General features: G+C 62.8%; 19 protein-coding genes and 1 pseudogene. 9 read left to right on the top strand and 11 right to left on the bottom strand.

Annotation, left to right across the window (positions count from 1 at the left end; translation table 11 throughout):
* The 3 genes from WCA85_RS00235 to WCA85_RS00245 form a co-directional block, all read left to right on the top strand.
* Positions 1-470: DUF2760 domain-containing protein (locus WCA85_RS00235; RefSeq protein ID WP_424060939.1), on the top strand; the 470-nt coding region annotated here is incomplete at its 5' end.
* A complete protein-coding gene (locus WCA85_RS00240; RefSeq protein WP_424060941.1) occupies positions 467-2,314 on the top strand; it encodes an Hsp70 family protein in 1,848 nt (615 codons plus the stop codon). The genes WCA85_RS00235 and WCA85_RS00240, both read left to right, overlap by 4 nt.
* A 10-nt stretch (positions 2,315-2,324) precedes the next feature.
* Positions 2,325-5,111 carry an Hsp70 family protein gene (locus tag WCA85_RS00245; protein WP_424060942.1) on the top strand — a complete coding sequence of 929 codons (2,787 nt, stop codon included), beginning with the start codon at positions 2,325-2,327 and terminating at the stop codon, positions 5,109-5,111.
* A 96-nt stretch (positions 5,112-5,207) separates the two neighbouring features.
* On the opposite strand, the gene WCA85_RS00250 is transcribed toward WCA85_RS00245, so the two are convergent.
* The gene (locus WCA85_RS00250; protein ID WP_424060944.1) at positions 5,208-6,140 is read right to left on the bottom strand and encodes a 2-hydroxyacid dehydrogenase; all 933 of its coding nucleotides are present in this window, start codon (positions 6,138-6,140) and stop codon (positions 5,208-5,210) included.
* A 313-nt stretch (positions 6,141-6,453) separates the two neighbouring features.
* On the opposite strand from WCA85_RS00250, the gene WCA85_RS00255 reads away from it, so the two are divergent.
* Positions 6,454-7,947, top strand: a complete 1,494-nt coding sequence (locus WCA85_RS00255) for a diguanylate cyclase domain-containing protein (RefSeq protein ID WP_424060945.1) — start codon at positions 6,454-6,456, stop codon at positions 7,945-7,947.
* Between the two features lie 22 nt (positions 7,948-7,969).
* On the opposite strand, the gene WCA85_RS00260 is transcribed toward WCA85_RS00255, so the two are convergent.
* Positions 7,970-8,272: a putative quinol monooxygenase gene (locus tag WCA85_RS00260; RefSeq protein WP_424060946.1), complete on the bottom strand. Its 303-nt coding sequence runs from the start codon at positions 8,270-8,272 to the stop codon at positions 7,970-7,972.
* Positions 8,273-8,413: 141 nt separating this feature from the next.
* On the opposite strand from WCA85_RS00260, the gene WCA85_RS00265 reads away from it, so the two are divergent.
* Positions 8,414-9,133, top strand: a complete 720-nt coding sequence (locus WCA85_RS00265) for a carbonic anhydrase (protein WP_424060948.1) — start codon at positions 8,414-8,416, stop codon at positions 9,131-9,133.
* 70 nt (positions 9,134-9,203) lie between these two features.
* Here WCA85_RS00265 and WCA85_RS00270 read toward each other — a convergent pair whose 3' ends face one another.
* A complete protein-coding gene (locus WCA85_RS00270; protein WP_424060949.1) occupies positions 9,204-10,184 on the bottom strand; it encodes an AraC family transcriptional regulator in 981 nt (326 codons plus the stop codon).
* Positions 10,185-10,538: 354 nt separating this feature from the next.
* On the opposite strand from WCA85_RS00270, the gene WCA85_RS00275 reads away from it, so the two are divergent.
* Together WCA85_RS00275 and WCA85_RS00280 are read left to right on the top strand one after the other, a co-directional pair.
* On the top strand, positions 10,539-11,591 hold the full coding sequence (locus WCA85_RS00275) for an NAD(P)-dependent alcohol dehydrogenase (RefSeq protein ID WP_424060950.1): 1,053 nt from the start codon (positions 10,539-10,541) through the stop codon (positions 11,589-11,591).
* Positions 11,592-11,854: 263 nt separating this feature from the next.
* On the top strand, positions 11,855-12,811 hold the full coding sequence (locus tag WCA85_RS00280) for a LysR family transcriptional regulator (protein WP_424060952.1): 957 nt from the start codon (positions 11,855-11,857) through the stop codon (positions 12,809-12,811).
* Positions 12,812-12,991: 180 nt separating this feature from the next.
* Here WCA85_RS00280 and WCA85_RS00285 read toward each other — a convergent pair whose 3' ends face one another.
* Genes WCA85_RS00285 through WCA85_RS00305 form a run of 5 tightly spaced genes read right to left on the bottom strand, consistent with a single transcriptional unit; the run spans position 12,992 to position 18,362 of the window.
* Positions 12,992-13,144, bottom strand: coding sequence for a hypothetical protein (locus WCA85_RS00285; RefSeq protein WP_424060953.1), 153 nt, complete (start codon positions 13,142-13,144; stop codon positions 12,992-12,994).
* Positions 13,141-13,791, bottom strand: coding sequence for a sarcosine oxidase subunit gamma (locus WCA85_RS00290; RefSeq protein ID WP_424060955.1), 651 nt, complete (start codon positions 13,789-13,791; stop codon positions 13,141-13,143). Before WCA85_RS00290 ends, WCA85_RS00285 begins: the two co-directional genes overlap by 4 nt.
* Positions 13,781-16,780 (bottom strand): sarcosine oxidase subunit alpha family protein, encoded by a 3,000-nt coding sequence (locus WCA85_RS00295; RefSeq protein WP_424060956.1) that lies wholly within the window; start codon positions 16,778-16,780, stop codon positions 13,781-13,783. The genes WCA85_RS00290 and WCA85_RS00295 overlap by 11 nt, the downstream gene beginning before the upstream one ends.
* Entirely contained in the window at positions 16,777-17,097 is a 321-nt protein-coding gene (locus WCA85_RS00300; RefSeq protein WP_424060957.1) for a sarcosine oxidase subunit delta, read from the bottom strand. Before WCA85_RS00300 ends, WCA85_RS00295 begins: the two co-directional genes overlap by 4 nt.
* 20 nt (positions 17,098-17,117) lie before the next feature.
* Entirely contained in the window at positions 17,118-18,362 is a 1,245-nt protein-coding gene (locus WCA85_RS00305; protein ID WP_424060958.1) for a sarcosine oxidase subunit beta family protein, read from the bottom strand.
* A gap of 212 nt (positions 18,363-18,574) precedes the next feature.
* On the opposite strand from WCA85_RS00305, the pseudogene WCA85_RS00310 reads away from it, so the two are divergent.
* Positions 18,575-18,853, top strand: a pseudogene (locus WCA85_RS00310) (GlxA family transcriptional regulator); the annotation flags it as partial.
* 120 nt (positions 18,854-18,973) lie between these two features.
* Here the strand turns inward: WCA85_RS00310 and zwf are convergent.
* From zwf to lhpH, 3 genes are all read right to left on the bottom strand, one after another.
* Complete coding sequence (gene zwf / locus WCA85_RS00315) at positions 18,974-20,455, bottom strand: glucose-6-phosphate dehydrogenase (protein ID WP_424060959.1); 1,482 nt, start codon at positions 20,453-20,455, stop codon at positions 18,974-18,976.
* 144 nt (positions 20,456-20,599) lie between these two features.
* Positions 20,600-21,547 carry a bifunctional Delta(1)-pyrroline-2-carboxylate/Delta(1)-piperideine-2-carboxylate reductase gene (gene lhpI, locus WCA85_RS00320; RefSeq protein ID WP_424060960.1) on the bottom strand — a complete coding sequence of 316 codons (948 nt, stop codon included), beginning with the start codon at positions 21,545-21,547 and terminating at the stop codon, positions 20,600-20,602.
* 71 nt (positions 21,548-21,618) lie between these two features.
* On the bottom strand, positions 21,619-22,626 hold the full coding sequence (gene lhpH, locus WCA85_RS00325) for a trans-3-hydroxy-L-proline dehydratase (protein WP_424060961.1): 1,008 nt from the start codon (positions 22,624-22,626) through the stop codon (positions 21,619-21,621).
* A gap of 216 nt (positions 22,627-22,842) precedes the next feature.
* Here lhpH and WCA85_RS00330 point away from each other — a divergent pair.
* Positions 22,843-23,011 (top strand): GntR family transcriptional regulator (locus tag WCA85_RS00330; protein WP_424060963.1); only part of this gene is annotated, 169 nt, incomplete at its 3' end.

Genomic DNA, 23,011 nt, shown 5'->3' on the forward strand with positions numbered 1-23,011 from the left:
CACCTATGGCAACGAGCCCGGCGACAGCAGCGGCGCCAGTCGCCGCGCCCGCACCAACCCCGCAGCCCGCGCCCGTGGTACTTAAACAGGCCACCCCCGATGCGGCGCTGCAGCTGCTCGGCTTGCTGCAGCGTGATGCGCGCTTTGTCGACTTCATCGAAGAAGACGTGGCCAACTACTCGGACGCCGATGTAGGCGCCGCTGCGCGTGTCGTCCACGGTGGCTGCCGGACGGTGCTCCGCGAGCATTTCACGATTCGCCCGGTGCGCGACGAAGCCGAAGGCAGCCGCATCACGCTGCCCGAAGGCTTCGACGCAAGCGCTGTGCGCGTCACCGGCAACGTGGTCGGCAAAGCGCCGTTCACCGGCAGCCTCAGCCATCGCGGCTGGCGCGTCGAGGAGGTCCGTCTGCCGCGGCTTGCTGAGAGCCACGACGCCAAGGTAATCGCACCCGCTGAGGTGGAGCTATGAGCGAACCGCGCTATTCGATCGGAATCGATCTGGGCACGACTCACTGTGCGCTTTCCTATGTGGACTTTGCCGGCAGCGACGGCGAGAAAACCGCCCAGGGCGTGCTGCCCGTGACTCAGCTCACGGCGCCCGGCACCATCGACGATCTGCCGCTGTTGCCCTCCTTCCTCTATCTGCCTCATGAGAGCGAACTCGCCCCGTTCGACCTCGGCTTGCCCTGGACCGGTACACGCGATTTCGCGGTCGGTGAGATGGCGCGCAGCCGTGGCGCGGCCACGCCGATCCGGCTGGTATCGAGCGCGAAAAGCTGGCTCTGCCACCCAGGCGTGAACCGCCGCGCAGCGATCCTGCCCAATGACGCGCCGCCTGAAGTGACACGCGTCTCGCCGCTTGAAACCTCGGTCCGCTATCTGACGCATTTGCGTGAAGCGTGGGACCACACTCACCCGGACGCGCCGTTCACCGAGCAGGAAATCACGGTCACGATTCCGGCCTCGTTCGATCCGGCTGCTCGCGAGCTGACCGCCGAGGCCGCTCAGGCAGCGGGCTACACCGGCATGACGCTGCTCGAAGAACCGCAGGCTGCGCTCTATAGCTGGATTCAGAAAAGCAGCGGTGAGTGGCGCAAACAGGTACGCGTGGGCGACATCATTCTGGTGGTCGATGTGGGCGGCGGCACGACCGACCTCTCGCTGATCGCTGTCGTCGAACGCGACGGCAATCTCGAACTGCATCGCGTCGCGGTCGGCGAGCACATCCTGCTTGGCGGCGACAACATGGATCTTGCGCTGGCTCACGTGGTGGCCCGCAAGCTGGCCGCGCAGGGCACGCAGCCGGACCCGTGGCAACTACGCGCCCTCACCTATGCGTGCCGCGCCGCCAAGGAAACACTGCTGAGCGACCCCACGGCAGAGACCGTGCCGCTCGTCGTGCCGAGCCGTGGTTCGAAGTTGATCGGCGGCTCGATCCGCACCGAACTGGCGCGTGCTGAACTCACGCAAACCATTCTCGACGGCTTCTTCCCGCCCGTGGATAGCGCCGCGCGTCCGGTTAGCCGCGCCCGCGCGGGTCTGACGCAACTGGGCCTGCCGTATGCGCAGGACGCGGCGATCACACGTCATCTCGCAGCATTCCTCGGCCGTCAGGTGGGGGCACTCGCCGAACTCGAAGGACTCCAAACGAAGCAACCTGAGAGTGCGAGCTTCTTGCATCCAACTGCGGTGCTCTTCAACGGCGGTGTTTTCAAATCGCCGTTGCTGGTCGAGCGCATCATGCTGACGCTCAACGGCTGGCTCACCGCTGAAGGCGCGGCTCCTGCACGTCTTCTGGAAGGCGCCGACCTCGACCTCGCGGTAGCACGCGGCGCCGCTTATTACGGCTACGTGAAACGCGGTCAGGGCGTGCGGATTCGCGGCGGGATTGCGCGGGCCTTTTATATCGCCGTCGAATCGGCGATGCCTGCTGTACCTGGTCTCGAACCACCCATCCAGGCGCTGTGCGTCGCGCCGTTCGGCATGGAGGAAGGCACCGATGCGCAACTGTCCGCGCAGGAATTTGGCCTCGTCGTGGGCGAGCCGGTGCACTTCCGTTTCTTCGGTTCGTCGGTGCGTCGCCAGGATCAGGTGGGCACGCTGCTCGACTACTGGTCGCCCGAGGAATTGCAGGAACTCGACGAGATCCAGGCCACACTGCCGCCCGAGGGCCGCAGCCCCGGCGAGGTTGTCGCGGTGAAGCTGCATGCGCGCGTCACGGAATCCGGCACACTCGAACTGGAAGCCGTCCCGCGCGGCACCGGCGAGCGCTGGAAGGTGGAGTTCGACGTGCGCGGCAACGCCAACCTCTGAACTGCGCGCGATGAAGCAGTACATCGTCGGGATCGACCTCGGCACGAGCAACACGGTCGTCGCTTATGTCGAGGCGGGGTCCGAGGACATCTGCGTGTTCGAGATCGAGCAGCTCGTCAGTCCCGGCGAGGTCGCGGCGCGCCCGCTGCTGCCGTCGGTCCGCTATCACGCGGCACAGGGCGAACTTAGCGCGGGTGATCTGCAATTGCCGTGGTCTGCTTCACCTGGTGCTGAGGCGCAGCACGCCGTCGTTGGACGTCTCGCCCGCAGCCTCGGTGCGCAGGTGCCGGGGCGGCTCGTCACGAGCGCGAAAAGCTGGCTGTCGCACGCATCGGTCGATCGCACCGCGGCCATTTTGCCGTGGGGCGCCGGCGACGACGTCGACAAGGTTTCGCCGGTCACGGCGAGCGCAAGCTATCTCGCCCACGTGCGCGCTGCGTGGAACCATCGTTTCCCAGCTGCGCGCCTCGAAGATCAGGACGTGGTGCTCACGGTGCCCGCCTCCTTCGATGACGGCGCGCGCGCCCTTACACTCGAAGCGGCGCGCATGGCGCAGTTGCCTGCCTTGCGTCTGCTCGAAGAACCGCAAGCCGCCTTCTATGACTGGCTGTTCCGGCATCGCGCAACATTAAGCAGCGACCTCGCAGCGACACGCCTCGTCTTGATCTGCGACGTGGGTGGCGGCACGACCGACTTCACCCTCATCAAGGTGCAGATGCAGGATGGTCAGCCGCAGCTCACACGCATCGGCGTGGGCAATCACCTGATGCTCGGCGGCGACAACATGGATCTGGCGCTCGCGCATCTGGCGGAGAGTCGGCTCGCTAACCTGCAGGCACCGCAAACGCGTCTGTCGGCGGCGAGCCTGTCGCAACTGGTCGAGCGATGTCGCGCGGCGAAGGAGCAACTGCTCAGTGCGGATGCGCCCGAATCCCTCTCCATCACGCTGCTTGGGGCCGGCTCGAAGCTGATCGGCGGAGCGCGCTCGGCCGAGCTGACGCGGCAGGAAGTCGAGCAGATCATCGTGGACGGATTTTTCCCGGCGGTGTCAGCCGATGCACGGCCGGGTCGTCCGCGTGGGGCGATCGTCGAATTCGGCCTGCCGTATGCGAGCGATCCGTCCATCACGCGACACGTAGCGGCTTTTCTGAGCCGCCTGAGCGCGCCATCGCGTGAGGCGTTGGGCATCGCAGATAACGCGGCGGATGGCGACCATCAGGCCCTGGCGATCCCCGACACGCTCCTGCTCAACGGTGGCGTGTTTCGCGCCTCGGCGCTGACCGAACGGCTGGCGAGCACGCTCGGCAGTTGGCGTGGTGCGCCGTTGCAAGTGCTGCACAACGACAACCCCGATGTAGCGGTGGCGCGCGGTGCGGTCGCTTATCTGCTGGCGCGCGCCGGTCAGGCGCCGCGCATTGGCGGCGGTTCGCCGCGCAGCTATTTTCTGGCCCTCGACGAAACCTCTGAAGCACTGCACGGTGTCTGCGTGCTACCGCGCGGCACTGAAGAAGGCCGCGAGATTCAACTCGCGGATCGCACGTTCGCGCTACGGCTCGATCAGCCTGTGCAGTTTCACCTCGTGTCGTCGGTCGCAGATACCGCCTGGCAGCCCGGTGAAATCGCGGAACTCGCGCTGGGCGAGTTCGTGCGCCTGCCGCCAATCGCCACTGTCGTGCACGCGCGCAATACGCGTCAAGCGGACGAGACGCCGGTCCAGCTCGCCGCCTCGCTCACCGAACTCGGCACGCTCGACGTGCATTGCATCGACGCCGCCGATGCCTCGCAGCGCTGGCTGCTCGAATTCCAGTTGCGGCGCGGCGACGCCAAAGTCACCGTTTCCGATGAAGCCCTTCATCCTGCGCTGCCCAAGGCTCTGGATCTTATCGACCGTACTTTTGGCTCCCGCTCGCAGAAAGTCGACCCGAAACAGGTCAAGCGTGTCCGCGCCGAACTGGAGCAGTTACTCGGCGCACGCGCGAGCTGGAACAGCGCGTTGTTGCGCGAGCTGTTCGGTGCGTTGTGGGAACGTGTAAAGCGGCGGCGGCGTTCCGCGGATCACGAGCGTCTGTGGCTAAACCTCGCGGGCTACTGCGTTCGTCCGGGCTTCGGCTATCCCCTCGATGAATGGCGCGTCGAACAGTTATGGACACTGTTCGACGACGGCATCCAGTACATCAACGACAGTCAGGTCTGGTCGGAGTGGTGGACGCTCTGGCGACGCGCGGCCGGTGGCCTGGGCGAGCCTGAACAGCTCATGGTGCTCGATGCGCTCGCCTACATGCAGGCGGCTAGCTCCGCGCGCAACAAGTTGCCATTCGATCCGGCCAAATCGGGCTACGCGGATATGCTGCGCCTCGAAGCGTCGCTCGAACGCGTGCCTGCCGAACGCAAGGTCGAACTCGGCGAGCGTCTGCTCGAACGGCTCAGGAAGCCATCCGAGAATCATCAGGGCTGGTGGGCTGTGGGCCGGATCGGGGCGCGGCGTCCGTTCTACGGCAGCGCCCACAGCGTGGTGCCGGCGCAGGTTGCGGTGCCGTGGCTCGAGACGATTCTCGCGCTCGACTGGAAGAAGGTCGAACCGGCCGCATTCGCCGCCGTGCAGATCGCGCGCATGACAGGCGACCGCTCAAGAGACTTGCCCGATGAGGTGCGCGCGAGTGTCGTCAAACGGCTGGAATCGGCGCATGCGCCCGCTAGCTGGATCACGATGGTGCGGGAGACGGTTGAACTCGACGAAGCGGACGAAGGGCGCGTGTTTGGCGAGTCCTTGCCGTCGGGGTTGAAGTTGATCCAGTGAAAGGCGGTGTTAAGGACACCTGGATTTGCCACGGTCAGCGCGCTTTGGGCCATCCCCTTCACCACCCATTGCGAAATGCGATGCGTGGCAATGCGATCAGATTGGCGTCAATACCGGTTCGCCCGCAAAATGGCGCGCGGCGTTGGCGAGAAAGTTGTCGACCGAGGCAGTCACCGCCTCCGGCGATCGTCCGCCCACATGCGGCGTGAGCACCACATTGTGAAGCCCGATCAACTCGGCAGGCGGCTGCGGTTCGCCCTCGTAGACGTCCAGCCCTGCGCCCGCAATCGTCCCGGCGCGCAAAGCGGCGCCCAGCGCCGCCGTATCGACAACACTGCCACGCGAGACGTTCACGACGAAACCCTCTGGTCCAAGCGCCTCCAGCACAGCTCGGTTGACGAGATGCTTTGTTCCGGGACCGCCCGGCGGCGTAACGACGAGGAAATCGCACCATTGCGCGAGGGCCATCACGCTATCAAAGTAAGGCATCGACTCACCGTCTCGCGGCTTGCGATTGTGATATCCCAGTTCCATGTCGAAACCGGCGCCGCGACGCGCCACCTTGTGCCCGATATGGCCCAGGCCGAGAATGCCTAGCCGCTTGCCCGACACATTGGGGCGCATCGGCAAAGTGTCGCGCCACGCGCCCTGGCGGGTCGCACCATCGAGTTGCGGCACGTCACGCACCACTGCGAGTAACAGCGCAAAAGCGTGATCCGCGACGCAGTCGGCATTGGTGCCGGCGCCGTTGACCAGCATGATGTCGCGAGCACGCGCATGGTCCACCGCAATGTTTTCGTAGCCCGCCCCCAGGGCGCTGACCAATTCCAGTTGCTTCATCTGGTCGATTTCGGCACTTGTCAAGCCAGTGGTGCCGTTGGTCAACACCGCCTGAAAGTCGCCGCCACGCTTCGCGATCGCGGTCGCGCGGCTGGCCTGGTCAGGGGCGTAAGTGGCGTCGAAAGTGTTCGCGATACTGGCGCGGCTCGTGTCGTTCAACCGAATCAGGATTAGCAGGGATGGTTTCATGGTCTGGACGCTCACGGTGCGGGACATTGAGACAGCAAAAGTGTAACAAGGCACGCGCGGATCCGCTCAGGGCTGGGCAGTAACCTTGGCGCCCCTCCCAAGCCACCCGCCCGAGGGCCAGAGCCCGAAACAGCAAGGCTCCCGGCCTCCTCGCCTCAAGTTCACCCAATCCCTGCCGTTAGCTTTCTGAAGGACGTCCTTGGCCACCGCTGTGAGTCAAACCAGGACTGCGCCGCCGCAATACTTATCTACGCGTTTCCTGTACAACCCCAAGGCACCTTAAAATAGCCGCTCCACCGACTTCGGATTCGTCATGCTGGATATCCTCAGTGCCCAAGACACGCCACGCGGTCTGTCGTCCGCTCGCGACGACTCGGAGATGTTCGAGCTAGCCCCCGTTTCTCTATGGCTGGAGGATTTCAGCGGCGTGCGTGCGCTGTTTGACGCCTGGCGCGCTGAGGGCGTGACCGATCTGCGTGCCCATTTCAAAGCCGATCCGGCAAAGGTGGCGCAATGCGCCCAGAGCATTCGCGTCGTCAAGGTCAATCAACGGACCCTCGCCCAGTTTGAAGCGGCCGATTTTGCCGCGCTCACTGACAATCTCGGCGCCGTGTTCCGCGACGACATGCTCAAAACGCATCTGGAGGAACTGTGTCAGTTGTGGGCCGGACAGACCAGTTTCACGAGCCAGACGGTTAATTACACGCTTGGCGGACGCCGGCTCGACGTCCTGCTCAAGGGCGCGGTGCTGCCCGGCCACGAAGCGCGCTGGGACCGGGTGCTGATCTCGACCGAGGACATTACCGAACTGGAAGGCGCACGCCATCGCATCACGGCCGCTGAGCAATACACGCGCGGCCTGTTTGAACACTCGCCGGTGTCGTTGTGGGTGGAGGATTTCAGCGCGGTCAAACGGCTGCTGGATGACGCCCGCGCGGCCGGCATCGCGGACTTTCGGGTCTTCACGGACGTACACCCGGAGTTCGTCGAACGCTGCATGCAGGAAATTCACGTGCTCGATGTGAATCAGCACACCCTCGAAATGTTCGCGGCGCCGGACAAGAAGACCCTACTGTCGCGTCTGGCCGACGTATTCCGCGACGACATGCGCCCGCATTTCCGCGAGCAGTTGATCGACCTGTGGGACGGCAAGCTGTTCCAGCAGCGCGAAGTGCTCAACTACTCGCTGGACGGCAGCGAGGTGCACGTGCATCTGCAGTTTTCCGTGCTGCCGGGCCACGAACAGCACTGGGACCTCGTGCTGGTGGCGCTCACCGACATCACCGCACGTAAAAAAGCCGAAGCGTACCTGGAGTTCCTCGGCAAGCACGACGTGCTCACCAAACTGCGCAACCGCTCATTCTATGTGGATGAGCTGAACCGGCTCGAGCGCAAGGGACCGTTCCCGGTGACTGTGATCATGGCCGATCTGAACGGCCTGAAACGCGTCAACGATCAACTCGGTCACGCGGCTGGCGACGCGCTGTTGCGCCGCGCCGGCGAAGTGCTCGCCAAGGCGATGGAAACGCCGTTTCACGCGGCGCGCATCGGCGGCGACGAATTTGCCATTCTGATGCCCAGCACCGATGAGCGCGGCGGCGCCGCGATGATCGACACGATCCGCCAGTTGCTGGACCTCAACAACCAGTTCTATCCCGGCGCCGTGCTGAGTTTCTCGATGGCGGCGGCGACCTGCCAGCAAGGCGAACGGCTCGAAGCGGCCGTGCAGCGCGCGGATCTGTTGATGTATGACGAAAAGCGCGCCCACTACGCCAACCAGGATCCGGCTGCGTCGAACGGTAAGTGAAAGCGCGCTCAACCCCGCTACGCTAGCCAGGCAGCTTGGCTGCCAGCACGTCCAGTTTGCCAATGGCGGGCGGCGCCTCCAGCAAATCCCCCGCCTTGGCCATCAGCGCCGCAGCGACCTTGCCTGACAGATGCGCCTCACGCCCTGCCTCATCGGGAAAGGCATCGAAGATGCCATAGGTGGAGGGCCCAAGACGGAGGGCGAACCACGCGGTCGTCGCTGGCTCGTCCTCAACCAACGGCAGCCCGTCTAGCAGAAAACGCTCTACCTCCTGTTCCTTGCCGGGCTTTGCTTGCAGACGGACGAATAACGCTACCTTAACCATCACACGCCTCCTGTCAGGTCATGCACCGCGTTTCGGTGTGAACCGCGGGTTGAACCCAGTATAGATGCGCGTTGCGCAACCAACGTGTTTGCGCGCAGCATAAGGAACCCAAAGCAGTCCCTACACCAAGGGAGACGCATCATGTGCGACCACGCTCTACCCTCAGCCTCACGTCGTCAATTGCTGTTCGCCGGTGCGGTATCGTTGACGCTCGCCGGCATCGCGTCCCGCGAAGCAAGCGCCGCCGAACCCGCTGACGCCGACGCACCAAACGCCATCGCCCCCAGCGACGCACTGCAACGCCTGCTGGACGGCAACGCGCGCTACGTGGCCAACGCCCCGTCCAACAAGGACTATTCCGCTGGACGCGCGGCACGGGTCAGCGCGCAGTATCCGATCGCCGCGATCGTGAGTTGTGCGGACTCGCGCGTTTCCCCCGAACTTGCCTTCGATCAGGGCCCCGGCGATCTTTTCGTGGTGCGCGTAGCCGGCAATTTCGTCAACGAGGACGGGCTCGCCAGTCTGGAGTATGGGGTGAGGTTTCTGCACACACCGCTCATCATGGTGCTGGGTCACACGAATTGCGGCGCGGTGAGCGCGACGGTCGACGCGATTCAGAAAAACGTCGTACTGCCAGGCCATTTGCCAGATCTGGTGCGTTCCATCAAACCGGCGGTAGCGATCGCAAAGTTACACGGCGACGAAGATCTGAAGGCAAGAGCGACTGTCGAGAACGTGCGTCTTAACGCCAACCGCCTGAGCGTGTCGAAGCCGATCATCGGGCTTTCCGTGACGGACGGCAAAGTCAAAGTGGTCGGCGCGGTCTACGATCTGGAGACGGGGAAAGTTAATCTGCTGTGACGCAGCGTCCTTGTCCGTATGGGTGAACGTGGGGCCCATTGGCGTGCCCCACGCTTGGCGGCCCCACAACTTACACTGCCGTGACGTATTTCTCCGCCTGTATGACGGCGCGCTGCGATGTTGGCGTCGGCGGCGTATCGAACACCGCGCGCATGCGCTTCACTTCATCGACGGGGCTGAGGCCAAACAGGCGCTTGAACTCGCGGCTAAACTGCGAGGCGCTCTCATAACCAACACGGGCCGCAGCTGCGCCCGCATTCAAGCCGTCCTGCACCATCAGCAAGCGCGCGTGATGCAGCCGCGTGGTTTTCACATACTGCATCGGCGACGTAGCCGTCACGCCCTTGAACTGCGCGTGGAACACGGCGAGGCTCATGCCGGCCTCGCGCGCGAGCGTGTCAACGTCGAGCTCGCCGCGGTAATCGCTGTGAATCCGGCGCAGCGCCTTCGCGATGCGGCCAAAGTGTTGCTGATGCGTGAGCGCCGCGCGGATCGCGTCGCCTTGCTCACCTGTCAGCACGCGGTAACAGATCTCGCGCATGATAGCCGGTGCCAGAATGCGCGCGTCGAGCGGCGAGGCCAGCGCTTCGAGAAGACGCTGGACGGCGTTGGACATGATGGGGTCGAGCGGCGTCGAATAGATGCCGCGCGGTTCGGTGTGCGTCGTTCCGAGCGTTTCGTTCAGCGCCATCAAGAGTTCGGCGACCACCGTCAGGTCCACCCGCACCGAGATGCCGAGAAACGGCTCCTCGACGCTCGCTTCGGTTTCGCACTCGAACGGCAGCGGCACTGACAACACCAGGTACTGCTGCGCATCGTACAGATACGTCTTGTCGGCCAGATAGCCGCGCTTGCGGCCCTGGCAAACGATCACGATACTCGGCTCGTAGAGCACCGGCATACGTGGCATGGGACGGTTCGCACGCATGAACTTGACGCCGTCCAGGCACGACGGCGTGAAGCCTACGTTAGGCGCGAGCGTATCGAACAGCGTGACCATCCGTTGCTGGGCCTCACTGGTCCCGGCACTAGGCGTTTGAGTAGTTTCCATGACAAAGCTTCTCGATGCGGCAGAGGATAAGGCTTGAAATTTAGCACCAAACCGCCTATAGCGCTCGCTCTCAGGAGAAATAGGCAAACCTTCGAGATATTCAGGTATTCCCCAGCCAGATGCCGCTGCCTAAGATGTGAAGCATGCCGGATCACCCTCTTTGCTGCTTTTTGCCGACATGCGCACCATTGCCGCTGTTACTACTGCTGTGACTACGTAACCAGCCAGCGTCGCGTCGAGGCAGCAGACACCCGGCCCCATTGATCCCGGTCCCTTTCAAGGTGCAGCCACATCGGCGACAGCAAGTCGCCACCGTCGGCACCTTGTGCAATCCATTCTTTTCCAGGAGCACTCATGAACACGACTTACGCCTATGCAGCTAACGACGCCCAGTCGAAGCTCGGCCCATTCGAATATCAGGGCCGCGAATTGCGCGCCCATGACGTGCACATGGAAGTCCTGTTTTGCGGCGTGTGCCATTCGGACCTGCATATGGCCCGCAACGAATGGAAAAACACCGTTTATCCGGTGGTGCCGGGCCATGAAATCGTTGGCCGCGTCACTGCCGTGGGTCCGGACGTGACACGCTACAAGGCGGGCGATCTGGTCGGCGTGGGCTGTCTGGTGGACTCCTGCCGCACCTGCCCGAGTTGCGCGGAAGGACTCGAACAGTATTGCGAAAACGGTGCCACCCTCACCTACAACGGTCAAGACAAAGAGACCGGCGACATCACGTATGGCGGCTACTCGACGCAACTGGTGGTGGACGAGGCCTTCGTCCTGCGGGTTCCCGATAACCTCGACGCGGCCGGTGCAGCGCCGCTGCTGTGCGCCGGCATCACGTTGTATTCGCCGCTGCGCACATGGGGTGCGGGTCCTGGCAAGAAGGTCGGTATCGTGGGCCTGGGCGGCCTCGGCCACATGGGCGTGAAGCTCGCGCGGGCAATGGGCGCGCACGTCGTGCTGTTCACGACGTCACAATCGAAGGTTGAAGATGCAAAGCGCCTCGGTGCTCACGAAGTGGTGATCTCGAAGAACCCTGAGGAAATGCAGGCGCATGCGAACAGCTTCGATCTTATCGTCAATACCGTGGCCGCGCAGCACGACCTGAACCCGTTCCTCGAGTTGCTGCGCCGCGACGGCACGCTGACCCTGGTCGGCGCACCGGAGCACGATCACCCGTCGCCGCAGGTGTTCAACCTGATCATGAAACGTCGGCGTCTGGCCGGGTCGATGATCGGCGGCATTGCCGAGACGCAGGAAATGCTCGATTTTTGCGGCGAGCACGGTATTACATCGGACATCGAACTGATTCCGATGGAAAAGATTAACGATGCATATGAGCGCATGTTGAAAAGCGACGTGAAGTATCGCTTCGTCGTCGATCTCGACTCGCTCAGGCAGTAACTGCCGGTCGTTTTAGCCTGGCTTTAATCAAGATCCAGCCAGGCTGCAGCCACGTTTTATTCCGGTAGTTCCACAGGTCGTCACGCCGGCTGGCGCATCGCCAGCTCGCCGTGATGCACAGGCCGCGCCCGTTGCGGCGGCCTGCCCTGATCCCGCCACGCATCGTCACGCCGACACGCCTCCCCAACGGGACGAGGTGCGTTGGCCGTACGGCCTTGATTCGAATTGTCCCGCTTCAGCACAGTTTGCACAGGAGATTGCCCGTGATTGACCGTATTCAGGCGATGCGCACTTTTATCCGTATCGTCGATACCCATAGTTTCACGCGTGCCGCGCAATCGCTGGACATGCCGCGCGCGACCGCGACCACGATAGTGCAGAACCTCGAAGCCCTGCTTGGTACTGCGCTGCTGGTGCGCACCACCCGCCGTCTGAGCCTGACGCCCGAAGGCGCTGCTTACTACGAGCGTTGCTCGCAGATTCTCGCCGACATCGACGAGATGGAAGCGAGTCTGCGCCATGCCACGGATCATTTGAGCGGCCGCCTGCGAGTCGAAATGCCGGCGGCGGTGGCGACCGCGCTGGTGTTGCCCGCGCTCGATGATTTTCACGAGCGCTTTCCCAACATCGATCTGGCGATTGGCGTGAGCAACCGCCCGGTGGATCTGGTCGGGGAAGCGGTGGATTGCAGCATCCAGTTGGGCGAGTTGCCGGACTCCGGTCTGGCGGCGCGGCGTCTGGGCACGCTCGAGCATGTGACTTGCGCGAGCCCGGAGTATCTCGAACGCTACGGCATGCCCAATGATCTCGACGACCTGGCAAATCACGTGGCCGTCAACTGCATGTCGCCACACAACGGGCGCGCCGTGGACTTCGATTTCGAAGTGGGCGACAGTGCGCTCAATGTGAAGGTCAATGGCTTCGTGAGGGTGAGCGACGAACAGGCCTATCTGACCTGCGGACTGCAAGGCCTTGGCCTGATTCAGCCTGCACGGATTGCCGCGCAGCCGTATCTCGACGCCGGGCAGTTGCGCGAAGTGTTGCCGCAGTGGAAGCCCACGCCGATGGCCGTATCCGTGGCGTATGTGAAGAACCGGCAGGTGTCGCCACGCGTGCGGGCTTTCGTTGATTGGCTTGCCGTGCTGTTTGAACAGGCCGAGAGTGTCGATCAGGATCTGTCGCGGGTGCGGCAGTTGATGCGGGGGTTGCATCCGGCTTAAGGCCTGTAGACTTCCCATCCGCGTAGACGTGGCCCTGCAACGTGATCACCTCGAAGCCGCTGCCGAACATAGTTCCTAAAATAGCATGTCGAAAAATATGTCTCGACAAAATATTGAGGCATGCTATTTATGCTCGATGAGCAGCGCCCGTGGGGGCATCGTCATGCGGTCCCCCACCCCCTATCGCTCAAACCGTCCCGCCCACACCCGCGCCTCACCGACCGCTCGTCCCAACGTATCTGGACTCATCCGTGCCGCGACCGCACGCACATACTCGTGATGCAGTGCCAACGTCAGCGCAATGATGCAAATGCCTTCTTCGACCGGCTTCATGACATCAGCGGCGCGGCCGCGTCGAGCATGATCCGGCAGAAATAGTCGGAGAAACTGCGGCGCACGACCAGTTCATAGGTATCCTCGCTAACCGGCACCAGCACAATCGACGCCTTGAAATAATGACTCTGCTTACACTGCCCCGGAGCGAACACCCTTGAATGCAAATCCAGCGGACAGCCCCGCGCAATCGCATCACGCACCTTTTCGCCGCTGATTTCGAGCACCGTATAACCACTGCCAATATCCACCGCCGACGCAAACTGCCCCTCCAGCGCCTGCGCGAGCTTGCCTTCCAGCGTCGGAGCTTGTTGCTGCCGCGAGCACACCATCCATTCGTCTGGCCCCAGCCACAGCACGTCGTAAGCGTTGCCGCGCGCCACCGTATTGGGCTTCGCGGGCGGACGGCAACCCGTCACGCTCTCCACGGCGCTGACAAACGTCGGATCGTTCGCATCGCCGCGCAGGTTCACCAGATCGCGAAATGGCCGCTCGCTCAAGCTGAACTTCTTCGATGCGGCCGCCTGATGCGCCTTCAACAGATCGCCGAGACCCACCAGCGGCGACTCCTGCCAGACTTCGCCGGCCGCGCGCTGCACGATCGTCGTAGCCACGCCCGGCGCATTATTTCTTGCTTCATTCCACATGTTGACGCACTCCTTCCGTATCGTAGAAAACCGGGCTGGTGATCTTCGCTGTGATCTGCTTGCCGTTGGCAAGCGGGATCGTCACGTTCTGCCCCATCTTGTCGAGGCCGCCCTTGATGACGGCGAGCGCAATCGAGCGCTTCAGGATCGGGCTGTAATAGCTCGATGTCACGTGCCCAAGCATCGGCGCAGTGTCGCCCGTAAATGGTCGGGCGACGATCTGGCTGCCTTCCGGGAGCACGAACGAGGCGTCATCGGGCAATAGGCCCACGAACTGCTTGCGGCCTTCCTTCGCGGTATCGGAACGCGTCAACGAGCGCTTGCCGAGGAAGTCTTTCGACTTCGCCACCAGCCCGCCCATCCCAAGGTCATACGGTGTGATGGAGCCGTCCGTATCCTGACCGACAATGATGTAGCCCTTCTCCGCACGCAGTACGTGCATCGTTTCGGTGCCGTACGGCGTGATATCGAACTCGGCGCCTGCGGCCATCAACGCTTCCCACACGGCGCGACCCAGATTGGCCGGCACGTTCACTTCGTAGGCCAGTTCGCCCGAAAAGCTGATGCGCATCACACGCGCCGCGACACCCGCCACCGTGCCTTCGCGATACGACATGAACGGGAACGCGGCATTGGCGAACTCGATATCGCTGCACAATTTCTGCAGCACCTTGCGGCTCTTTGGCCCCACCACTGCGAACGTGGCCCAGTGATCCGTCACCGACGCGAGCCGTACCTTCATGTTCGGCCACTCGGTCTGCAACCAGCGTTCGAGCCAGGTCAGCACGCGTGCGGCGCCGCCGGTCGTGGTGGTCATCATGTAGTGCTGCTCGCCCAGGCGCACCGTGACGCCGTCGTCGAACACCATGCCGTTCTCATCGAGCATCAGGCCGTAGCGGCACTTGCCGACTTCGAGCTTGCTCCACGGGTTCGTGTAGACCCAGTTGAGCAACTGCGCGGAATCGGGGCCCTGAATGTCGATCTTGCCGAGCGTCGAGGCGTCGAGAATGCCGACGCTGTTGCGCACGGCGAGGCACTCGCGCGCCACTGCCGCATGCAGGTCTTCGCCTTCCTTCGGGTAGTACCGGGGACGCTTCCAGTTGCCCACGTCCTCGAAGGCCGCGCCGTTCTCGACGTGCCACTCGTGAATGCACGTCTTGCGGATCGGATCGAACATATCGCCCAGTTCGCGGCCCGCAAAGGTGCCGAACGTGACCGGGGTGTAATTGGGCCGGAACGTCGTCGTACCGGTTTCGGGAATCGTCTTGCCAAGCGCGTCGGCCAGAATCGCCATGCCGTTGATGTTGCCGAGCTTGCCCTGATCGGTGCCAAAACCCATCGCCGTATAGCGCTTGACGTGTTCGACAGATTCGAATCCCTCACGCGCGGCAAGCAGGATGTCGGCGGCGGACACGTCGTTCTGGAAGTCGACGAACTGCTTCGGTCCGCGTGCTGCGGCCTCGCGACTGCCTACCAGCCATAGCGGCAGCATTGGCGCTTCACTGATCTCCGCGACGTGCGGCACCTCGGGACGCGCCACCGAGAACCCCACCGCTTTGGCTGCTTCGACGCCGGCGTCCACCGCGAAACGCAAACCGCGTGCAAGGCTGAATTCTCCCGCTGCCGCACCGATGCTGCTTTCCGGTTGCATCGCCTTACCCGGCACAAAACACACCTTGTCGTTGTTCCAATGCGCCCTGCCGCCCGATTGCGCGAACAGATGCAGCACGGGACTCCAGCCACCCGACATGGCGAGCAAATCGCAGTTCAGATCAGGTTGTTTGGCGCCGACCTTGCCGTTGGTGTACGCGGCCACTTCGACCGAGTTCACGCGCAATTTGCCCTGCGCCGTCGTCACGACCGCGTTGTTCAGGATCATGACGCCATGACGGCGTGCCGCAGTCGGCAGTGCGCCGTTGCCCTGATCGCGCGGATCGACCACCGTAACCTTCGCACCACAGGCCTTCAAGTCCAGCGCGCATTGATAGCCGTCGTCATTGGTCGTGAACACGACTGCCTCGCGGCCTGGCAACACGCCATAACGATGAATGTAGGTCGAGACAGCCGAGGCCAGCATCACGCCCGGCAGATCGTTATTGCCAAACACGATGGGACGCTCATGCGCGCCGGTGGCGAGAATCACCCGTTTGGCGCGGACCTTCCACAGCAGTTCACGCGTGCCCTTGCGCATCGACACCGGCAGATGGTCCGTCAGCCGCTGCGTGATGGTGACGAGATTGTGATCCTGATAGCCGAACGCATTGCTACGGCTAAGAATCTGCACCTCGGGCATGTGCCGCAGTTCGGCCTCGATCTTCTCGACCCATTTCAAGGCGCTGCGACCATCAATTTCAGCGCGGCACGACAACAGGCTGCCGCCGAGTTCACGCTGGTCGTCCACCAGAATCACCCGCGCGCCCGACAAGCCCGCCGCATGCGCAGCCCCCAGTCCGGTCGGGCCACCGCCCACTACCAGCACGTCGCAATGCGCAAAGCATTTGTCGTAGCGGTCTGCGTCCGGCACTTCAGGTGCCTTGCCAAGACCCGCTGCTTCGCGAATCTTGTCTTCGTACTTCGGCCACCATTTGCGCGGCCACATGAAGGTCTTGTAGTAAAACCCGGCCGGCATGAAGCGCGAAAACTTCTGGTTGATCGCCATGCGGTCATGTTCGAGACTCGGCTCGGCATTCACGCTCGTTGCGAACAGCCCCTGATACAACTCCACTTCTGTCGCACGCGCATTCGGTACGGTGTACGCACCGCGTTCGAGTTGCACCACAGCATTCGGTTCTTCAACACCTGCCGTCACGATGCCACGCGGACGGTGGTATTTGAAGCTACGGGCCACGAAGTGCACGCCGTTGGCGAGCAGCGCCGACGCCAGCGTGTCGCCCTGAAAACCCTGATATGTGCGGCCGTTGAACGTGAAGGTCAGCGCAATCGCGCGGTTGATGCGCCCACCAGCGCCGAGGCGGTCTTTCTGGCTCATGGTTTCTTGCCCTCTTGAGCGTCCTGATTGGCATTGCCAGCTTGACCAACAGTTTTCTGGCTACCGAAAGTTTCATAACCGAGGATCTGGTACGACACCGTGTCGCGCGTCGCCATGAACCAGCGACGGCAGCCCTGCGTATGCAGCCATTGCTCGCGATGCACGCCGCGCGGGTTCTTGCGCATGAACAGGTACTCGCCCCATTCCTTGTCGGTGAGTTTTTCGGTTTCGAGCGGTCGGGCGATATCGGCTTCGCCGCCGCACGAGAATTCGGATTCGGCGCGCGGCCCGCACCACGGGCATTCGATCAGCAGCATGGTTTCTCCGTTGGTGTGGGTTAGTGAGCCACGCCGGCAGCGCCGTGTTCATCGATCAGATGGCCGGTGTAGAAGCGATCCAGCGAGAACGGCGCGTTAAGCGGATGCGGTGCGTCGTTCGCGATGGTGTGGGCGAACACCCAGCCCGAGCCTGGTGTCGCCTTGAAGCCGCCCGTGCCCCAGCCGCAGTTGAAATAGAGGCCCTTCACGTCGGTCTTGCTGATGATCGGGCACGCATCGGGCGAAATATCCACAATACCGCCCCACTGCCGGTTCATCCGCACACGCGAGAACACCGGGAACATTTCGACGATCGCCTCCAGCGTGCCTTCGATGATGTTGAAGCTGCCACGCTGGCCGAAGCCGGCGTACTGATCGACGCCCGCGCCGATCACCAGGTCGCCCTTATCGGACTGGCTGATATACGCATGCACCGCGTTCGACATGATCACGGTATTGACCACCGGCTTGATCGGTTCGGACACCAGTGCTTGCAGCGGGTGACTTTCCAGCGGCAGACGAACACCGGCCATGTCGGCGAGCGTCGAGGTATTGCCTGCTGCCACCACGGCGACTTTCTTCGCCTTGATGAAGCCCTTCACGGTATCGACGCCTGTCACAGCACCACCTTCACGACGGATACCGGTTACCTGGCAGTTCTGGATAATATCGACGCCGTGCTGATCCGCGCCACGCGCAAAACCCCACGCCACCGCATCGTGACGCGCCACGCCGGCGCGACGCTGAATCGAAGCGCCCATCACGGGATAGCGGCTATTGAGGTTGATGGTCGGTTCGATTTCCTTGATCTGCTCGGGCGTGAGAAATTCCGCATCCACGCCATTCAGGCGATTTGCGTTCACGCGGCGTTCGGTATCGCGCACGTCCTGCAGCGTGTGGGCCAGATTCAGCACGCCGCGCTGGCTGAACATCACGTTGTAATTGAGATCTTGCGACAGGCCTTCCCAGAGTTTCATCGCCTTCTCATACAACGCGGCGGATTCGTCCCACAGGTAGTTCGATCGCACGATGGTCGTGTTACGCGCGGTATTCCCGCCGCCGATCCAGCCCTTCTCAAGGATCGCGATGTTGCGCACGCCGTGTTCCCTGGCGAGGTAGTACGCGGTGGCAAGACCGTGTCCACCGCCACCGACGATCACCACGTCGTACTCGCGCTTCGGCTCCGGGCTTCTCCACTGCCGCTCCCAGTTCTCGTGATACGACAACCCGTTGCGGAACAAACTGAATATTGAATAGCGGCTCATGGGGCTAGTCCCGTAGTTAACATTCGCTGACGTTCATGTGGGCTGCCTGGTCCTGATGGGTAAGCTGCCGGACCGGACCTCACCGTCGTTGCCGCTCAGACGGTTCTTTCCGGAAGGTTTCACGCACTTCTCAACATGGCTCAAGTAGACCAAAGCGTAAAAACGGCTGATAGAACAAAAACGCCATCGACTTGGGACGGCGACGCCAATGGCGAGCGTCTATGGATGTGGCCACCGCAGTCCTGCTGCGGCACGTCGAGCACGCTACTGTGTAGAAGGCGCTGCGTATCCGGTTGGTCGGCGAGATGCAGAAAGGCGATGCGCCGCAACCGCATCCGGCCGGCCCTGAGCCGGCCAGGCATCCGGAGGTCTGGCGAGCCATTCTATTGATGGAACAGCATGTGGAGCGCTCGCTGCCGCTCGAAGGGCTGGCTAGCAAGCTGGATATGTCGCCGCGTCAACGGGAGCGGCTCTTCGAGGCGGAAACGGGAACGCGGCGCGCTGCCGACCCTGCCGAGCCCCCGTCACCAGCAGAATGAACAAAGGCGGCCCAATCCCGCGGCCGCCTTCGATTTCAAGCGCTCGAATGCATCAAGCTGGCAACCAGCCGCTTACTCCGACTCTTCCGCCCACACGGCATTTTCCCGCGCCATCAAGGTAGTCGAAGCCGCCGGACCAAAGGTGCCGGCGGTATAACCGCGCGGCCGTTCGCCAGACTTCTGCCAGCCTTCGAGGATCGGCTCGGCCCAGGCCCACGCCGCTTCCAACTCGTCGCGCCGCATGAAGTGCGTCAGACGTCCACGGATCACGTCGATCAGCAGGCGCTCATATGCCTCGGCGCGGCGCTCGGTAAAGGCCTGTTGCAAGTCGAGATTCAGGTTCACAGGCAGCATATGCATGCCGCTGCCCGGTTCCTTAGCCAGCATCTGCAACTGGATCGATTCTTCCGGCTGCAACTGGATCACCAGACGGTTGCCATAGTGACGCGGCCCGCTCGGGATGATCGAGAACGGCAGTTCGGAGAACTCGATAACGATTTCCGACACCTTCTTCTGCATACGCTTGCCGGTACGCAGGAAGAACGGCACGTTGGCCCAGCGCCAGTTGTTGATCTGCGCGCGCAACGCGACGAAAGTTTCGGCGCGACTGTTGGCCGGCACGTTGTCTTCTTCCAGGTAGCCTTTCACCGCTTCGCCATCCACCGCGCCCGCGGTGTACTGGCCGCGCACGGTGTCTCGCGCGATATCTTCGGGCGTCATTGGGCGCAGCGAACGCAGCACCTTGAGCTTTTCATCGCGCACCGCGTCCGGATCGAGTGAGACGGGCGGCTCCATCGCGACGATGCACAGCAATTGCAGCAGGTGGTTCTGCACCATGTCGCGCAACGCGCCGGTCTTGTCATAGAAGCCCGCTCGGCTGCCCACGCCCACCGTTTCCGCCACCGTGATCTGCACGCTCTTGATATACGGCGCCTGCCACAACGGGCCGAAAATCGCGTTGCCAAAGCGCAGCACCATCAGGTTCTGCACCGTTTCCTTGCCGAGGTAGTGGTCGATCCGGTAGATCTGCGCTTCGCTGAAATGCTGACCAACGGCAGTGTTGATCTCCTGCGCCGACGCCAGATCGTGGCCCAGCGGTTTTTCCAGCACGACGCGCGAATGCTCGTCAATGAGTCCTGCGCCCGAGAGGTTGTCGCAGATGTTCGTGAACAGGTCCGGCGAGGTTGCCAGATAGAACACGCGCCTTGCGCCCTCGCGCGACACTTGCTTTAGACGCTGGTAGTCCTCCGCCGAATCCACGTCCATGCGCACGTATTCGAACAGCGCGAGGAATTTGTCCCATGCGCCAGCCTCGAAGCACTTCTTTTCAATGAAGGGCTTGGCCTTCGCTTCCATGAACTCGTTGATGTATTCCTCACGCGACCAAGGCTTGCGGCCAATCGTGAGAATCCGGGTTTCCGGCGGCAGGTTGCAGTGCAGATGCGCCATATACAGCGCAGGCAGCAGCTTGCGAAACGACAGATCGCCGGTGCCGCCGAAGATGATCATATCGAGCGGCAAGTCAGGCGTGGCAGAGGCGTGTTGGGTAATCATATCGCTGTGTCACCGTCGTGGTAGGCGTCAGTCAAGGGCATAACGCCGGACATCCGGCGTCTTCTGGCAAACGCCTATGGTGCAACGTTTTTGGATTGTTTGCACGCTACGCGTGTTCGTGACCGTTTGACGGCGTTGAAAGCTTTAGCCTTTCTCCAGAGACTGACGCGCCACCCGGCAAGCGGCGAGGTCCCACGCCGCGCAGCCTACGCTCTTGAATAGCACGGGCGTGCTGGCCTTCGGCGGTAGCGCGGACCCGTCCAGCAGCGCTGCAACGCCGGTGACATCGGCCCAGTTCACGGCCGCCTGGATAAAGTCGCCAGCCTCGTGCCGGGCGCCGGCCAGATCGTCAACGTAAAGCGCGCTACCGTGCACCGTGCGCGCGCCGATTTCCAGCATCTGCGGCGTAAACGCGCCAACGCCGATCACGAGACGCTCTGCACGCGCGGCTTCGTCGTAGACAGCCTGCTTGCTGGTAGTCAGCGTAATCACCACGTCGACACCATCCGGCACCTCCGCGCTCCCGAGCGCTTGCAGATTGGGGGTCTTGCCGCGATGCGCGGCGCAGAAGGCCTCCGCTTTCGCTGGCGCGCTACCCTTCACCCAGACGCGCGCTTCGGGAAACAGTTCGCCGATCGCCTCAGCGTGATTGGCGGACTGCGTCCCCGTGCCGATCAGCAGAAACTCGCGCGGCGCGGCCCTGCCCGATGCCCCGCCTTTGAAGGTCTGCACCCCGAGCATCGACATCGCCGCCGTGCGTCGGCCGGTGACGGTCGGGCCATCGAGGATGAAGAGCGTCGCACCCGTGTCGGCGTCGAAGCCCATGACCTGGCCGTGAATGGTCGGCAGGCCGCGTGGCCCGTTGGCCGGACACACGTTGACCAGCTTGTGGATGCCGAGATCGGGGGCGGTGGCCGGCATCGACAGCATGATGCCGCCCGCATTGAGCGGCACCACCAGGCGCTCCGGGCTCACGATGCGGTTCTGCGCGTAATCGACCGAAGCTGTTTTCAATGCCTCGACAAGTTCGGCGTAAGGCGTGAGCCGGGCGGTCGCAACGGCGTCGAAGATCTGCGTGGTGGGTTGGGTCATGTGGTTCGTTCAGGATGAGGGCAAGGCGCGGGGAATCAGGCGGTCAGCCCGCGCCTCGGTCCGCGCGCCGTTCAGCGCACGAGGAAACCATAAGTGAGCGGATCGCGTTCGTCGACGATCCAGTTCGCAAAACCGCAGATATGCGCGTCACCTTCCACTTCGGGGATCACGGCGTCGAACTGCGCGAGCTTCGTTTCGGACAGCACGCGGCCACGAAAAATCGTGCCTATCACTGATTCGTTGACGAGCGTCTCGTCGCGCCCCAACTCGCCGCGCAGATAGAGTTGCGCGACCCGTCCTGCCGTACCCGAACCCGTGGGCGAGCGGTCCACCTCACGGTCGGCGAATACGCAGCAATTGGCCTGCGTCGAGCCCGCGTGGCGCGGTGCATTGTCGATGATCGTGCCGTAGATGTGATTGATTTCAGGTATGTGCGGATGAACCACCTTGAAGGCCTCGTTCGCCGCCCGCTTCACTTCGGCGCCAAACTGGATCAGGCGATCCACCTCCGCCTCACGCACGTTCAGATCGAACGGCCTGCCTGAGGTGTAGAAATAGAACGCGCCGCCAAAGGCGATATCGCCGCGCACCTCGCCGAAACTCGGCGTGTTGACCGTGACATCGCGCTGCCAGATGAATGACGGCACATTCACGAAACGTACGCTGCCTGCGTGATCGCCGTCCCATTTGACGAAGGCTTCGATGAAGCCGCACGGCGCGTCGATCCCCACCCGCGTCTCCGGCTCGGTGCGCTCGATCCAGCCAAGCGCCACGGCGGCGGTGGCGAGCCCGATCACCCCGTGTCCGCAATGGTCGCTATAGCCCTCGTTGTGGACAAAAATGATGCCGAAATCAGCCCCTTCGCTGACCGGTTCGGTCAGGTAACCGCCGTACATATCCGCATGCCCGCGCGGCTCGAACATCAGCGCACGGCGCAAATGATCGTGATTCTCCTTGAGCCAGGTACGCCGCTCGACAATCGTCTTGCCGGGAAACTTCGGTAGCCCGCTGGTGACGATCCGGAACGGCTCGCCGCCGGTGTGCACTTCAACCGTGCTGATCACGCGATTCAGTTTCATGATTGATGCACGCCCTTATCGTTTCGCGCCCGGCGCAATGGCCGAAAATTCTTGCCTGCAGACCACGCTGTTCTCCTCCTTGCTGTTCTATACTGGCTCAAAATGTAGACCAAATGTGGTTCGGCATCAACCAATTTAAAACCTGATTACAAGAACTGGTTTGAATCCGGGTCAGCGGCAAGCAAACCACCCCGATCCGCGGATTTACAGGCGCCCATGGTCACACCCGCCCTCGCATTGGAAAGTACCTTTCGTCCCAAGCAGATCTACGAGCAGGTGTCCGAGCGCATCCGTGCCGAGATCCGCAATGGGCAGTTCGTCGCCGAGTCACGCCTGCCGTCCGAGCGCGAACTGGCGGCCCGGTTTGGCGTGGGCCGCCCGGCCG

Origin of the sequence: Paraburkholderia sp. (assembly GCF_049581445.1) — a bacterium.
Taxonomy (GTDB): domain Bacteria; phylum Pseudomonadota; class Gammaproteobacteria; order Burkholderiales; family Burkholderiaceae; genus Paraburkholderia.